This is a genomic window from Streptomyces sp. NBC_00086, assembly GCF_026343255.1.
In the GTDB taxonomy this organism is placed as follows: Bacteria; Actinomycetota; Actinomycetes; order Streptomycetales; family Streptomycetaceae; genus Streptomyces.
The window spans coordinates 5,184,921-5,198,435 of record NZ_JAPELZ010000001.1; the positions used below are offsets into that span (position 1 = coordinate 5,184,921).

The 13,515-nt window shown below is 72.8% G+C and carries 10 protein-coding genes; 9 read left to right on the plus strand and 1 reads right to left on the minus strand.

The genetic code is table 11. The annotated features are described in order from the left end of the window. Window positions 1-179 precede the first annotated feature (179 nt). A complete protein-coding gene (murA, locus tag OG276_RS23260; RefSeq protein ID WP_243337326.1) occupies window positions 180-1,523 on the minus strand; it encodes a UDP-N-acetylglucosamine 1-carboxyvinyltransferase in 1,344 nt (447 codons plus the stop codon). A 274-nt stretch (window positions 1,524-1,797) separates the two neighbouring features. Between murA and OG276_RS23265 the strand changes: the two genes are divergently transcribed. The 9 genes from OG276_RS23265 to mycP all read left to right on the plus strand — a co-directional run bounded on the left by OG276_RS23265 (window position 1,798) and on the right by mycP (window position 13,509). Beyond that, on the plus strand, window positions 1,798-2,358 hold the full coding sequence (locus OG276_RS23265; RefSeq protein ID WP_266908372.1) for a YqgE/AlgH family protein: 561 nt from the start codon (window positions 1,798-1,800) through the stop codon (window positions 2,356-2,358). Window positions 2,359-2,430: 72 nt separating this feature from the next. Then, entirely contained in the window at window positions 2,431-2,718 is a 288-nt protein-coding gene (locus OG276_RS23270; RefSeq protein WP_243337322.1) for a DUF3039 domain-containing protein, read from the plus strand. A 165-nt stretch (window positions 2,719-2,883) separates the two neighbouring features. Next, window positions 2,884-4,521, plus strand: coding sequence for a beta-N-acetylhexosaminidase (locus tag OG276_RS23275; RefSeq protein ID WP_266908374.1), 1,638 nt, complete (start codon window positions 2,884-2,886; stop codon window positions 4,519-4,521). 497 nt (window positions 4,522-5,018) lie between these two features. Further along, window positions 5,019-5,813, plus strand: a complete 795-nt coding sequence (locus tag OG276_RS23280) for a xanthine dehydrogenase family protein subunit M (protein WP_266913048.1) — start codon at window positions 5,019-5,021, stop codon at window positions 5,811-5,813. After that, window positions 5,810-7,828: a 2Fe-2S iron-sulfur cluster-binding protein gene (locus tag OG276_RS23285; RefSeq protein ID WP_266908376.1), complete on the plus strand. Its 2,019-nt coding sequence runs from the start codon at window positions 5,810-5,812 to the stop codon at window positions 7,826-7,828. The genes OG276_RS23280 and OG276_RS23285 overlap by 4 nt, the downstream gene beginning before the upstream one ends. 89 nt (window positions 7,829-7,917) lie before the next feature. After that, on the plus strand, window positions 7,918-10,158 hold the full coding sequence (locus OG276_RS23290) for a xanthine dehydrogenase family protein molybdopterin-binding subunit (RefSeq protein ID WP_266913050.1): 2,241 nt from the start codon (window positions 7,918-7,920) through the stop codon (window positions 10,156-10,158). A 145-nt stretch (window positions 10,159-10,303) separates the two neighbouring features. Beyond that, window positions 10,304-10,801, plus strand: coding sequence for a hypothetical protein (locus OG276_RS23295; RefSeq protein ID WP_266908378.1), 498 nt, complete (start codon window positions 10,304-10,306; stop codon window positions 10,799-10,801). Then, window positions 10,801-12,300: a WXG100 family type VII secretion target gene (locus OG276_RS23300; protein ID WP_266908380.1), complete on the plus strand. Its 1,500-nt coding sequence runs from the start codon at window positions 10,801-10,803 to the stop codon at window positions 12,298-12,300. Before OG276_RS23295 ends, OG276_RS23300 begins: the two co-directional genes overlap by 1 nt. A 48-nt stretch (window positions 12,301-12,348) precedes the next feature. Continuing rightward, window positions 12,349-13,509 (plus strand): type VII secretion-associated serine protease mycosin, encoded by a 1,161-nt coding sequence (gene mycP / locus OG276_RS23305; protein WP_266908382.1) that lies wholly within the window; start codon window positions 12,349-12,351, stop codon window positions 13,507-13,509. The last annotated feature ends 6 nt before the right edge of the window (window positions 13,510-13,515 follow it).

The window sequence follows — 13,515 nt, forward strand, 5'->3', positions numbered from 1 at the left end:
CGTACAGGCTTTCGGGACGGCAGTAGTACGTATTACGCGAGAGGCGGCCACCCGGCACCGGGTGGCCGCCTCTCGGCGCTCCCGGGGTACCGGATGGCCTCCGGGGGCCAGAACGCCCCCACAGGCCCTGTACGGGGCCTGTGGGGGCGTTCTGGGACGGTCTGTGTGGATCTCGCCGGTCAGACGAGGTCGCCGCCCGGAAGTTCGACCTTGGCGCCCAGTTCCACGAGCTTCTCCATGAAGTTCTCGTAGCCCCGGTTGATCAGGTCGATGCCGTGCACCCGCGAGGTGCCCTCGGCGGCGAGCGCCGCGATCAGGTACGAGAACCCGCCGCGCAGGTCGGGGATGACCAGATCGGCGCCCTGGAGCTTGGTGGGCCCCGAGACGACGGCCGAGTGCAGGAAGTTGCGCTGGCCGAAGCGGCAGGCGCTGCCGCCCAGGCACTCGCGGTAGAGCTGGATGTGCGCGCCCATCTGGTTGAGCGCGGAGGTGAATCCCAGACGGGACTCGTAGACCGTCTCGTGGACGATCGACAGGCCGGTGGCCTGGGTCAGCGCCACGACCAGCGGCTGCTGCCAGTCGGTCTGGAAGCCGGGGTGGACGTCCGTCTCCAGCGCGATGGCGTTGAGCGGGCCGCCCGGGTGCCAGAAGCGGATGCCGTCGTCGTCGATCTCGAACGCCCCGCCGACCCGGCGGAAGGTGTTCAGGAACGTCATCATCGAACGCTGCTGCGCGCCGCGCACGTAGATGTTTCCGCCGGTGGCGAGCGCCGCGGACGCCCAGGAGGCGGCTTCCAGCCGGTCCGGGAGCGCCTTGTGGTTGTAGCCGCCCAGGCGGTCGACACCGGTGATCCGGATGGTCCGGTCGGTGTCCATGGAGATGATCGCGCCCATCTTCTGCAGGACGCAGATGAGGTCTTCGATCTCCGGTTCGACGGCGGCGTTGCTGAGCTCGGTGACGCCCTCGGCCAGGACGGCCGTCAGCAGCACCTGCTCGGTCGAGCCGACCGACGGGTAGGGCAGGCGGATCTTGCAGCCGCGCAGGCGCTGGGGGGCCTCCAGGTACTGACCGCCCTCGCGCTTCTCGATGGTCGCGCCGAACTGGCGGAGCACCTCGAAGTGGAAGTCGATCGGCCGGCCGCCGATGTCGCAGCCGCCCAGGCCCGGGATGAAGGCGTGGCCGAGGCGGTGCAGCAGCGGGCCGCAGAACAGGATCGGGATCCGCGAGGACCCCGCGTGCGCGTCGATGTCGGCGACGTTCGCGCTCTCGACGTGCGAGGGGTCGAGCACCAGCTCGCCCGGTTCGTCACCGGGGCGGACGGTCACCCCGTGCAGCTGGAGCAGCCCGCGCACGACCCGGACGTCCCGGATGTCGGGAACGTTGCGCAGCCGGCTCGGCTCGCTGCCGAGCAGGGCCGCGACCATCGCCTTGGGTACGAGGTTCTTCGCGCCGCGGACACGGATCTCGCCCTCGAGCGGAGTTCCGCCGTGGACAAGCAGTACATCGTCACTGATGCCGGTCATGAATCTCGCGTTCCGGAGAGGGGTGGGCAGGGGGCCAGTGAAAAGGGTAAGGGGCATGACCCCCCTGTTCGTAAGGCTGACGGGGCCGTAGGACTGTCATGAATTCGGCACAACACCCTGGGTGCCCGCCAGATAGCGGAGCGTCTCCTTCCGGCCGGGGGTCCGGCCGGCTGCCCGCGCGCGCCCCGTACTGCCGCGGTGCGCCCTGAGCTGCGTACGGTCCGGTCGTGCCGCCCACTCCCCCTCGCGGGCGAATGTGCGAGATCATGTCGCCATGACCGAGGTGTCCTCCCTCACAGGGCGGCTGCTCGTGGCCACCCCCGCCCTCGCGGACCCGAATTTCGACCGCGCGGTGGTGCTGCTGCTCGACCACGACGAGCAGGGCTCGCTCGGCGTCGTCCTCAACCGGCCCACCCCGGTGGGCGTCGGTGACGTCCTGCTGCCCTGGGCTCCGCTGGCCAAGGACCCCGGAGTGGTCTTCCAGGGCGGCCCGGTGGCGCTGGACTCCGCGCTGGGGCTGGCGGTCATCCCGGGCGAGGAGGGACCGCTCGGCTGGCGCCGGGTGCACGGGGCGATCGGCCTGGTGGACCTGGAGGCCCCGCCGGAACTCCTCGCGGCGGCCCTCGGCGGCCTGCGCATCTTCGCCGGGTACTCGGGCTGGGGCCCGGGGCAGCTGGAGGAGGAACTGGGCGTGGGCGCCTGGTACGTCGTCGACTCGGAGCCGGGCGACGTCTCCTTCCCGGACCCCGAGCGGCTCTGGCGCGCCGTGCTGCGGCGCCAGCGCAGCGAGCTGGCCATGGTGGCCACGTACGCGGACGACCCGTCGCTGAACTGAGGCCGGGGGCGGGGCGGCCGGTGCGGCCGCCGCGGATCCCTCGCGCGCGAGGGACTCGGTACCCTGGCAGTCATGAGCACTCTTGAGCCCGATCGCGGGACTGGTACGGGGACCCTCGTAGAGCCGACGCCGCAGGTGTCCCACGGCGACGGCGACCACGAGCGCTTCGCCCACTACGTCCAGAAGGACAAGATCATGGAGAGCGCGCTCGGGGGCACCCCCGTCGTCGCGCTCTGCGGCAAGGTCTGGGTTCCGGGCCGCGACCCGAAGAAGTACCCGGTCTGCCCCATGTGCAAGGAGATCTACGAGTCCATGGGCCCCGGCGGGGACAAGGACAAGGGCGGCAAGGACGGGAAGTAGTCCTCCGGCCCGCCTGAAGCAGGACGAAGGCCCCCGGTGCGCGGATGTGCGCCCCGGGGGCCTTTTCCGTACCCCCGGGGCGGGTTAGGGTCGGCCGCGACGAGCACGGTGCGGAACGGGCGTTGCGCACTGTGCAACAGGCTGGCTGCTGTGAAGGGCTGACGCATGGACCTGATCCCCGTACCCCAGGTCGCGGTTCCGGACGGGGGCGGCCGCCGCCTCGTGCTGGGGCCCGAGCCGGTCCTGACGGCCGGGCCGGGCTCCGAGGGAGTCGCCCGGTGGCTGCGCCGGGAGCTGGGTTCCGCCACCGGCTGGAGCCTGCCGGCCGCGGCGGCCGGTGCGCGCGGCGACGTACGGCTGCGGATCGATCCGGAAGGCGCCGGCGAACTCGGGCCGGAGTCCTACGGGATCACCGTCGACGCCGACGGAGTGGAGCTGACCGGCGCGAGCCCGGCCGGGCTGTTCTGGGCCGCCCAGACGCTGCGTCAGCTCCTGGGCCCCGACGCCTACCGGAAGGCCCCGCTGCCCGGCCGGACCTGGAGCCTGCCGTACGTGGGCATCGCGGACGGCCCCCGCTTCGCGTGGCGCGGCCTGATGCTCGACGTCGCCCGGCACTTCCTGCCCAAGGACGCGGTGCTGCGGTACATCGACCTGCTCGCCGCCCACAAGCTCAACGTGCTCCACCTGCACCTGACGGACGATCAGGGCTGGCGGGTCGAGATCAAGCGCTACCCGAGGCTCACCGAGGTCGGCGCGTGGCGGGCCCGCAGCCGGTGGGGCCACCGGGCCTCGCCGCTGTGGAACGAGACCCCGCACGGCGGCTTCTACACCCAGGACGACCTGCGCGAGATCGTCGCGTACGCGGCGGAGCGGCACGTGCGGGTGGTGCCGGAGATCGACGTGCCGGGGCACTCGCAGGCCGCGATCGCCGCGTACCCGGAGCTCGGGAACACCGACGTCGTGGACACGGCCGCACTCGGGGTGTGGGACGACTGGGGCATCAACGAGAACGTGCTCGCGCCCACCGAGGCCGTCCTGCGGTTCTACGAGGGGGTCTTCGAGGAACTGCTGGAGCTGTTCCCGGCCGAGGTCTCGCCCTTCGTGCACATCGGCGGCGACGAGTGCCCCAAGGCGCAGTGGAAGGCCTCCGCGGTCGCGCAGGAGCGGATCCGCGAGCTGGGGGTCGACGGCGAGGACGGTCTGCAGTCCTGGTTCATCCGGCACTTCGACGGCTGGCTCGCCGAGCGCGGCCGCCGGCTCATCGGCTGGGACGAGATCCTGGAGGGCGGCCTGGCTCCGGGAGCGGCCGTGTCCTCCTGGCGCGGCTACGCGGGCGGCATCGCCGCCGCCGAGGCCGGCCACGACGTGGTGATGTGCCCCGAGCAGCAGGTGTACCTGGACCACCGTCAGGCGGGCGGCGGGGACGAGCCGATGCCCATCGGGTACGTACGGACATTGGAGGATGTGTACCGGTTCGAACCGGTACCGCCGAAGTTGTCCGAAGAGGCCGCCGCCCACGTGCTGGGCGCGCAGGCCAACGTGTGGACCGAGGTGATGGAGGACCAGAGCCGCGTCGACTACCAGGCGTTCCCGCGCCTCACCGCCTTCGCCGAGGTGGTGTGGTCCCGGCTGCCGCGGCCCGAGGAGCGGGACTACGCGGACTTCGAGGCGCGGATGACGGCGCACTACCGGCGCCTGGACGCCCTCGGGGTCGGCTACCGGCCGCCGGGCGGCCCGTTGCCGTGGCAGCGCAGGCCCGGAGTGCTCGGCCGCCCGATCGAGGGAGCGCCCCCGAACGTGTGACGAGCCCTTCCGGGGATGAGCCGCGGTGGCGGCACAGCGGCGGCGCCGGCGGGGAACGCGGCGCCGCCCGCGCGGGATCGAGGCCGGATCGAGGCCGGAGCGAGACCCGATCACGGCCGGATCCCAGCCCGGTCGCGGCCGGATCACGGCGTGATCGCGCTGGTGGTGCGGGGGCCGTGCGGGGGCCCGTACGGGGGCTGCGCGCAGGGCTTCGCGGGGGTGGTGCGCCGGTGGTGCGCGGGCGGTGGACCCTCGCGTCCGGTGCTCCGGAAGATGTGCCAGAGTTGCCACCTCCCGGCGGTGAGCACGTACCGTACGGCGGACAGGCGTGAGCGCCGGGACCGGGACATCGGGAAGGGGCAGCTGGGTTGACCACGCACGCACCGCAGGCACGGGATTCGTCCCAGGGGCCCCGCAGCGACCCGCGGGCGGGGAACGCGGCGCAGTCCGTGACGCTGCCGGCCTCGCTCGACGAGGCCGTGGCGGCGCTCGCGGCCATGCCCGCCGCCGTCCCCGTGGCGGGCGGCACCGACCTCATGGCCGCCGTCAACGCGGGACTCCTGCGCCCCGCCGCCCTGGTGGGCCTCGGCCGGATCAACGAGATCCGCGGCTGGCAGTACCAGGACGGCCACGCGCTCCTCGGCGCCGGCCTCACGCACGCGCGCATGGGCCGGCCGGACTTCGCCGCCCTCATCCCGGCCCTGGCCGCCGCCGCGCGCGCCTCGGGCCCGCCGCAGATCCGCAACGCCGGCACGCTGGGCGGCAACATCGCCACGGCCGCGCCGACCGGTGACGCGCTGCCCGTGCTGGCCGCGCTGGAGGCCGTGCTCGTCATCGTCGGACCCGGCGGATCGCGGCGCGAGATCCCGGTCTCGCACCTGCTCGCCGGCCGGGAGATGCTCCGCCCCGGAGAGCTGATCGGCTTCGTGCGGGTGCCGTTGCTGCACGCGCCGCAGGTGTTCCTCAAGGCCACGGGACGTACGGGACCGGGGCGCGCGGTGGCGTCCGTGGGACTCGTACTGGACCCCGCGCGCCGGGGCGTGCGCTGCGCGATCGGCGCGGTCGCCCCGATGCCGCTGCGGCCGCTGGAAGCCGAGCAGTGGGTTGCTTCGTTGATCGACTGGGACGGGGACCGCAGTCTGGCCCCCGAGGCGCTGGAAGCCTTCGGCGAGTACGTCGCGGCGGCGTGCGTCCCCGACCAGGGGGAGCCGGTGGCTCCCGCAGTACTGCATTTGCGGCGGACGGTGGCCGTGCTGGCACGGAGGGCCCTGGGGAGGGCGCTGAGCTCATGAGTGAGAACGAGAACACGGGTACCGCGGGTCCGACGGGGTCCACGGGTCCCCACTGGGGCTGGGAGCCGGTGCCGCACGGCGGCGAGTACGACTCCGACGCGACCGCCTTCGTGAAACTGCCGCAGGACATGCTGGACGCGCTCGGCACCGGGGAGCCCCTCGCGGCCCCCGGGCACGGCTACGTGCCGCCGCCGATGATCGTGCCGCTGGGTACGGGGAGTACGGATCCGGCGGCCACGGGCACGTGGACGATCCCGGTGCAGTGGCCGGAGGCCGGCGCGTCGGCTCCGGTGGACGCGGGTGCGGGCGCGGGAGGTTCGGGGTCCGCGGCGCGGGCTCCGATCCCGGCGTCGGTGCCGATCCCTGCATCGGTGGCCGCGGCCTTCGCGGATCCGGCGGCGGAGCCGGTGGCCGAGCCCGTCGCGGAGACCTTCGGGCAGCCCCACGCGGAGCCTTTCGCGGAGTCCTTCGCAGAGCCTTTCGGCGAGCCCTTCGGCGAGCCCTTCGCGGGGAACCGGGCCGCGGTGCACGAGCCGGGGTCCACCGCCGAGTGGCGGTTCCCCGAGGCGGAGGCGAGCGACGTGTGGACGCCCGGAGGCGCGGGCGACACGGGCAGCTTCGGGCAGCTCGCGGCCTCGGCCGACTGGAGCCGGGCCCCCGCGACACTGCCCGGCGGGGCCGCGGCTCCGTGGGCGGCCCATCCGGACTTCGAGGGCGCGCGCGGGTACGTGGCGCAGCAGCCGGGCGGGGACGGGCCGGGCTCGGACGGGCCGCGTTCCGACGGTGCGGGGTCCGAGGGTCTGGGTTCCGACCCGCTGGGCTCCGGGGTGTTCCCCGGGGTCTTCGCACCGGCCGGCGGATCCTTCGGCTCGGGCCCGGGGCGCGGACCGCGCGTGCTGGGCGGCCCGGGGGTCGGTACCCCGCTGGACGGGGAGCCGGGCTACCCGGCCCCGCACGACATCGAAGCCGCCCACGGTCCGGCGCAGGTCCCGGACTCGGGGGAGCGGCCGCATCCGGGGGGCGAGGGCGAAGCCCGGGGTGACGAAGCCCGGGGTGGCGAGGAAGCCCGGGGTGCTGACGGAGCGCGGAGCGCTGACGGAGCCGGGGCCGTCGAGGTCGAGGGGGTCGCGGGCGAAGCCGCGGATCCGGCCGGAGCCGGGGCCGTCGAGGCGCAGCAGGGTGACGGCGGAGCCGTGCCGGCCGGCGGCGAAGCCGGGGCCGCGCCCGCGCCGGGTACGGAGGACGCCGACCTGGCTGTCCAGGCGGCTTCTGCGGAGACGGCCGAAGGGGTTTCGGGCGAGCGGGCGACGTACGAGGAAGAAGACGCCGATGCGGCGGACGCCGCGGCCGTCGCACATCACGAGCACCCGTCGGCCTCCTACGTCCTGCGCGTCAACGGCGCCGACCGCCCCGTCACCGGCGCGTGGATCGGCGAGTCCCTCCTCTACGTGCTGCGCGAGCGCCTCGGCCTCGCCGGCGCCAAGGACGGCTGCTCGCAGGGCGAATGCGGCGCCTGCGCCGTGCAGGTCGACGGCCGGCTCGTCGCCTCCTGCCTCGTCCCGGCGGCCACCGCGGCGGGCAGCGAGGTCCGGACCGTGGAAGGTCTCGCGACCGACGGGGAACTGTCGGACGTACAAGAGGCGTTGTGCAGGTCGGGTGCGGTGCAGTGCGGGTTCTGCGTCCCCGGCATGGCCATGACCATCCACGATCTGCTGGAAGGCAACCACGCCCCCAGCGAGCTGGAGACCCGCCAGGCCCTGTGCGGCAACCTCTGCCGCTGCTCCGGCTACTCGGGCGTCATCGAGGCCGTGCGCGAGGTCGTGGCCGAGCGCGGATCGGCGGCCGAAGCGGCCGCCGCGGCCTCCGCCGAGGCCCGGATCCCGCACCAGGCCCCGCCGGGCGAGGGCGGCGTCCACGGCATGCAGGGCAACGAGGGCAACCACGGCGACCAGGGCAACCAGGGGAACCACGGGATGCAGGGCAACCACGGCAACCACGAGGGAGGCACGGCGTGAGCGCCCACGACGCGGCGACGGTCCCGGCAGCGGTCACGACACCGGTTTCCGAGGGCGCGGAGCCGGCGGAGTCGGCCGTCCCGCGCGGCATCGGCGCGTCCGTCTCGGCCACCGACACCCGGGCCAAGACCGAGGGCACCTTCCCCTACGCCGCCGACCTGTGGGCCGAGGGCCTCCTCTGGGCCGCCGTGCTGCGCTCTCCGCACGCCCACGCCCGCATCCTCTCCATCGACACCTCCGCCGCCGCCGAAATGCCCGGCGTGCGGGCCGTCGTCACCCACGCCGACGTCCCCGGCGCCACCACGCACGGCCGCCGCATCGCCGACCGGCCCGTCTTCGCGCACGACGTGGTCCGCCACCACGGCGAGCCCATCGCCGCCGTCGCCGCCGACCACCCGGACACCGCACGCCTCGCGGCCGCCGCGATCGCCGTCGAGTACGAGCTCCTCGACCCGGTCACCGACCCCGAACAGGCCTTCGGCGCCCCCGACCTGCACCCCGACGGCAACCTGATCCGGCACATCCCGCTGCGCTACGGCGACCCCGAAGCCACCGGCGAGTTCGTCGTCGAGGGCCTCTACCGCATCGGCCGCCAAGACCCCGCCCCCATCGGCGCCGAGGCCGGACTGGCCGTACCGCGCCCCGACGGCGGCGTGGAGATCTACACCGCCTCCACCGACCCGCACACCGACCGCGACCTGGCCGCCGCCTGCTTCGGCCTCGAACCGGACCGCGTACGGGTCGTGGTCACCGGGGTCCCCGGCGCGACGGCCGACCGCGAGGACGCCGCCTTCCAGCTCCCGCTGGGCCTGCTCGCCCTGCGCACCGGCTGCCCGGTCAAACTGGCCGCCACCCGCGAGGAGTCCTTCCTCGGCCACCCCCACCGCCACCCGACGCTGCTGCGCTACCGCCACCACGCGGACGCCGACGGCCGGCTGGTCAAGGTCGAGGCCCAGATCCTGATGGACGCGGGCGCGTACGCGGACGCCTCCTCGGAATCCCTCGCGGCAGCCGTGGCCTTCGCCTGCGGCCCGTACGTGGTCCCGCACGCCTTCGTCGAAGGCTGGGCGGTCCGTACGAACAACCCCCCGTCGGGCCACGTGCGCGGCGAAGGCGCCATGCAGGTCTGCGCGGCCTACGAGGGCCAGATGGACAAGCTGGCGGCCGCCCTCGGCATGGACGGCGCCGAACTGCGCCTGCGCAACGTCCTGGCCACCGGCGACCTGCTCCCGACCGGCCAGACGGTCACCTGCCCCGCCCCCGTCGCGGAACTCCTGCGCGCGGTGCGCGACCACGAACTGCCCGCCCTCCCCAAGGACACCCCGGAGGAGGAGTGGCTGCTCCCGGGCGGCCTGGAGGGCGCGGGCGAGCCGGGCGCGGTACGGCGCGGCGTCGGGTACGGGGTCGGCATGGTCCACATGCTCGGCGCGGAGGGCACCGACGAGGTGTCCACGGCGACCGTGAAGATCGTCGGCGGCGCGGCCACGGTCATCTGCGCGGCCGTCGACACCGGCCAGGGCTTCTCCACGCTCGCCCGCCAGATCGTCCAGGAGACCCTGGGCGTGGACGAGGTCGTCACCGCCCCGGTCGACACCGACCAGCCGCCGGCGGGCCCCTCCGCCCACGGCCGCCACACCTGGGTCTCGGGCGGCGCCGTCGAGCGGGCCGCGAAGATGGTCCGTACGCAGCTCCTCCAGCCGATGGCCCACAAGCTCGGCATGTCCACCGAACTCCTCCAGATCGCGGATGGCCGGATCACGTCGTACGACGGAGCCTTCTCCACGACCGTCGCGGAAGCGATGGAGGGCAAGGAACTTTGGGCCACCGCCCAGTGCCGCCCCCACCCGACGGAGCCGCTGGACGGCGACGGCCAGGGCGACGCCTTCGTCGGCCTCGCCTTCTGCGCGATCCGCGCGGTGGTCGACGTGGACATCGAGCTCGGCTCGGTACGCGTCGTGGAACTCGCGGTCGCCCAGGACGTCGGCCGCGTCCTCAACCCCCGCCAGCTGGCGGCCCGTATCGAAGCGGGCGTCATCCAGGGCGTCGGCGCGGCCCTGACGGAGAACCTCCGCACCGCCTCGGGCCTGATCCGCCACCCCGACCTCACGGGCTACGCCCTGCCCACTTCCCTGGACGCCCCGACGGTCCGCATCGTCAAACTCGTCGAGGAACGCGACGTGGTGGCCCCCTTCGGAGCCAAGCCGGCGAGCGCCGTCCCGGTGGTCACGGCCCCCGCGGCGGTGGCCTCGGCGGTCCGCGCGGCCACGGGCCGCCCGGTCAACAGGCTCCCGATCCGGCCATCGGCGGCAGTGGCGGCGCCCAACTCGTAACCTTGTGACCCTGATTGCACCTGCAACCCGGAACTTGGGCCTGTCGGCGTCTGTCGATAGAGTGTTTGTGGACACTGGCGACGTGCGTGTGCGAATGCGCGCGAAGCCGTGCGAACGGGGACGACGGGGAGTCGGGGAGGCCATCGTGGCAGTGGACTATGGGCCGGGCGTGTTCGGAGTGGACTTCGGTGTGGGCGTTGCCTCGCCGGCGGCTCTGGGCGCGCTCCAGGTCGAATACGAATCGCTGACGGACTACAAGAAGCGGGTCGACGGTCTGCTGGCGAAGCTGGTCGAGTCTCCGGCGAGCGACAAGAAACTGGCGGACGGCACCCTCCCGGAGAACTCCCTGGGCGAGGGCTTCGCGGAGGCCAAGCGGCTGTTCACGGCCTACTCGAACGTGCACACGCAGTTGCTCGCGCTGTCGAAGGGGCTGGCTGACCAGATCGAGGGGCTCAGCTTCGCGATTCAGACGAGCCACGGCGGTTTCGAGGGCGTTGACGAGGACACGAAGCGGCGGATGCTGGCGATCAGCAAGCAGGCCGACGCGAACTACGTCCCGGAACGGGACCCGTTGGCGCCGCCGCCTCCGCACAGCTCGGCTTCGCACGGAGGCTCGTCGGCAGAAACTCAGGTGGACTTCTGATGGCGACGAACTTCGAGAGCCACACGCACCAGCAGCTGCTGGCCATGCTCGCCTCGGCCAACGCGGAGACCCTCAAGGCGCGCGGTGCCCAGCTGACGGACGCCGCGGCGACCATCAAGGAGATCGGCGAAAGCCTCAAGGACCACCGGGTGACCGGCTGGGAAGGCGAATCGGCCACGGCCTTCCAGGACTGGGTGAGCCGCGCGGGCAACGCGACGCTGCGCCTGAGCGAGTACAGCGCCGAGGGCGGCAAGCAGCTGACGCAGGCCAGCCAGGTCGTCATCGAGGTCAAGGCCAACATGCCGACGTACGACAGCGGGGCCGCGGCCAATCTGGAGGCCTCCCGCGAGTACCGCAACGACCCCGACGCGGCGCAGATCGGCCAGCAGGCACACTCGAAGCTGAGCGGCGACCGGCAGCAGGCGATCCAGCAGATGACGAAGCTGGCGCAGGGGTACGAGGCTTCGGCTACTGGGATGGAGATGGCGGAGATTCCGACGTTTCCGAAGTGGCCGGATCCCTTCGTCCCACCGCACGTCGACGGTGCGGAGACGATGGCGCGTTCTGGTGGGACCTCTGGCGCAGGAGACTCCTCACATGCGCCCGTGACGGGCGGGTCCAGCGGTTCATCGTCGGCCTTTGTCCCGCCTTCCGGGGCGCCAGCAGGGCAGGGTGGCACATCGACTGGGGTACCGGGCCCCGCACCAGGCACGGCACCGGGTCCCGTTCCGGTGCCCCCGGACCGCAACATCGGCACCGGTCTCGATAACGTCGGCCCGGCGCCGAGTACGACCCTTCCCCCGGCTCCGGGAGTGCCCGGAAGCCCAGGTCCGGTCGGACCGGGTGGCGGCGGTTCGGGTATCACCCCCGGCGGGTTCGTCCCGCCCGTGACGCTGCCGCCGGGCGGTGGCGTACAGAAGCCGATCGGCGGTGGCGGCCCGGGCAGCTTTGGTCCCGTCGGTACCGTTCCCGGCGCTGGTGGAATGGGTGGGAAGGGGGGCGGACCAGGTGGTGTTGCCGGTCTGCCCCCGCGCGACAGCGGCATTTCGGGCGGTCGGCCGGTGACGCCCAGCGGGCCGGGCGCGAGCATTCCCCGTGGCACGGTCATCGGTGGTGAGGGCGCGCAGGCGGCCGGGCGCGGTATGGGCATGGGCGGCGGTATGGGTATGGGGGGTGGCGGAGCGCAAGGCGGTCTCGGCAGCCCCACGGCCGGTCGTCGCCTCGCGAGCGAACCGGGCGGCGTCGTCGGTGGACGCCAGCCAGGTGTGGGCGGTCGCTCAATCTCTGGCGGGCAGCCCTTTACCCAGGGTGGTTCCGGGCTGGTTCGCGGCGCATCGGGTGCGAGCCCGATGGCTGGTCCGATGGGTCACGGTGGCGCGGGTGCACCTGCTTCGGGCCGACGTGGCGATGGCCGGCAGGGTGAGCGCCCTGACTACCTGGCTGAGGACGAAGAGACGTGGCGGGGCGATGGTCGTGTCGTTCCGCCGGTGATCGACTGAGTGGAGCGGACGTTGCACGGGATGCGTATGCGTAGGGCGGGCGCGGTCTTGGCGGGTTTCCTGCTGGCGGGGGTCGCGGCGACCCCCGCCCATGCGGAGACCATTCGGTCGCAGCAGTGGCATCTCACGTCGATGAAGGCAGATGACATCTGGAAGACCAGTACAGGTAAGGGTGTCACGGTCGCCATCATTGACAGCGGCGTTGACTCCATCCCAGAACTGGAAGGCCAAGTCCTACCGGGCAAGGACTACGCCACCAGCTACAAGGGCGATGAGCGAACGGATTGGAATAACCACGGCACGACCATGGCGGCGATCATTGCGGCTAGTGGGAAACACCCCAGCGGCGACGGATCGTTCGGGCTTGCTCCTGGAGCCAAGATTCTCCCGATTCGTGTGCCGCAGGGGGAGAATGCGTCCAATCCGATTTGGACCGAAGCGATTCGGTATGCGGCTGACTCGGACGCGAAGATCATCAACATCTCCATGGCTACATCCGTAGAAGACCCGGCGCGCATCGAAGCAGTGAAGTACGCCCTCTCAAAGGGGAAGCTGATCTTTGCTGGTGTGGGTAACAATGGGGATGCGGGAAACAGAGTCCTTTACCCGGCTGCAACGCCAGGCGTGGTGGGCGTTGGTGCCATCGACAAAAACGGGAAAGCAACCGCAGAGTCACAGCACGGGCCGCAAGTCGACTTGACCGCTCCGGGCGCCGACATCGTTACGGCTTGCGCCAGCGAAACCCAACTGTGCAAGAACCACGGCACCAGTGATGCCACAGCCCTCGCCTCCGCCTCCGCCGCGCTGATCTGGTCCGCCCACCCCGACTGGACCAACAACCAGGTGCTCCGGGTCATGATGAACACTGCCGGCAAGCCCGTCGACGGCGCCGAGCGCAGCGACTTCGTCGGCTACGGCGTCGTCCGCCCCCGCATCGCGGTACCCAACCCCGGCGACCCCGGCCCCGCGGACGTCTACCCGCTCCCCGACCTGGCCGCAGCCGGCGGCGGGACGGGGACGAAGGCCCCGTCGGCCCCCTCGTCCTCCAGCCCCGAGGCGTCGGCCCCGGCCCCGCAGGCAGTCGGGAAGAAGGACGACGGCGTCGGCGGCAGCCACCTCCCCTGGCTGGGCCTTGGCCTCGGGCTCGGTGCCTGTCTGCTCATCGGTGGAGCCGTCACCGCTGTTGTCGTCCGGCGCCGGAGCCGCTGACTCGCG

Excerpts from the sequence above, each read along its gene's own strand:
- murA (WP_243337326.1), bottom strand. The coding sequence starts at position 1,523 with ATGACCGGCATCAGTGACGATGTACTGCTTGTCCACGGCGGAACTCCG.
- OG276_RS23265 (WP_266908372.1), top strand. The coding sequence starts at position 1,798 with ATGACCGAGGTGTCCTCCCTCACAGGGCGGCTGCTCGTGGCCACCCCC.
- OG276_RS23270 (WP_243337322.1), top strand. The coding sequence starts at position 2,431 with ATGAGCACTCTTGAGCCCGATCGCGGGACTGGTACGGGGACCCTCGTA.
- OG276_RS23275 (WP_266908374.1), top strand. The coding sequence starts at position 2,884 with ATGGACCTGATCCCCGTACCCCAGGTCGCGGTTCCGGACGGGGGCGGC.
- OG276_RS23280 (WP_266913048.1), top strand. The coding sequence starts at position 5,019 with ATGCCCGCCGCCGTCCCCGTGGCGGGCGGCACCGACCTCATGGCCGCC.
- OG276_RS23285 (WP_266908376.1), top strand. The coding sequence starts at position 5,810 with ATGAGTGAGAACGAGAACACGGGTACCGCGGGTCCGACGGGGTCCACG.
- OG276_RS23300 (WP_266908380.1), top strand. The coding sequence starts at position 10,801 with ATGGCGACGAACTTCGAGAGCCACACGCACCAGCAGCTGCTGGCCATG.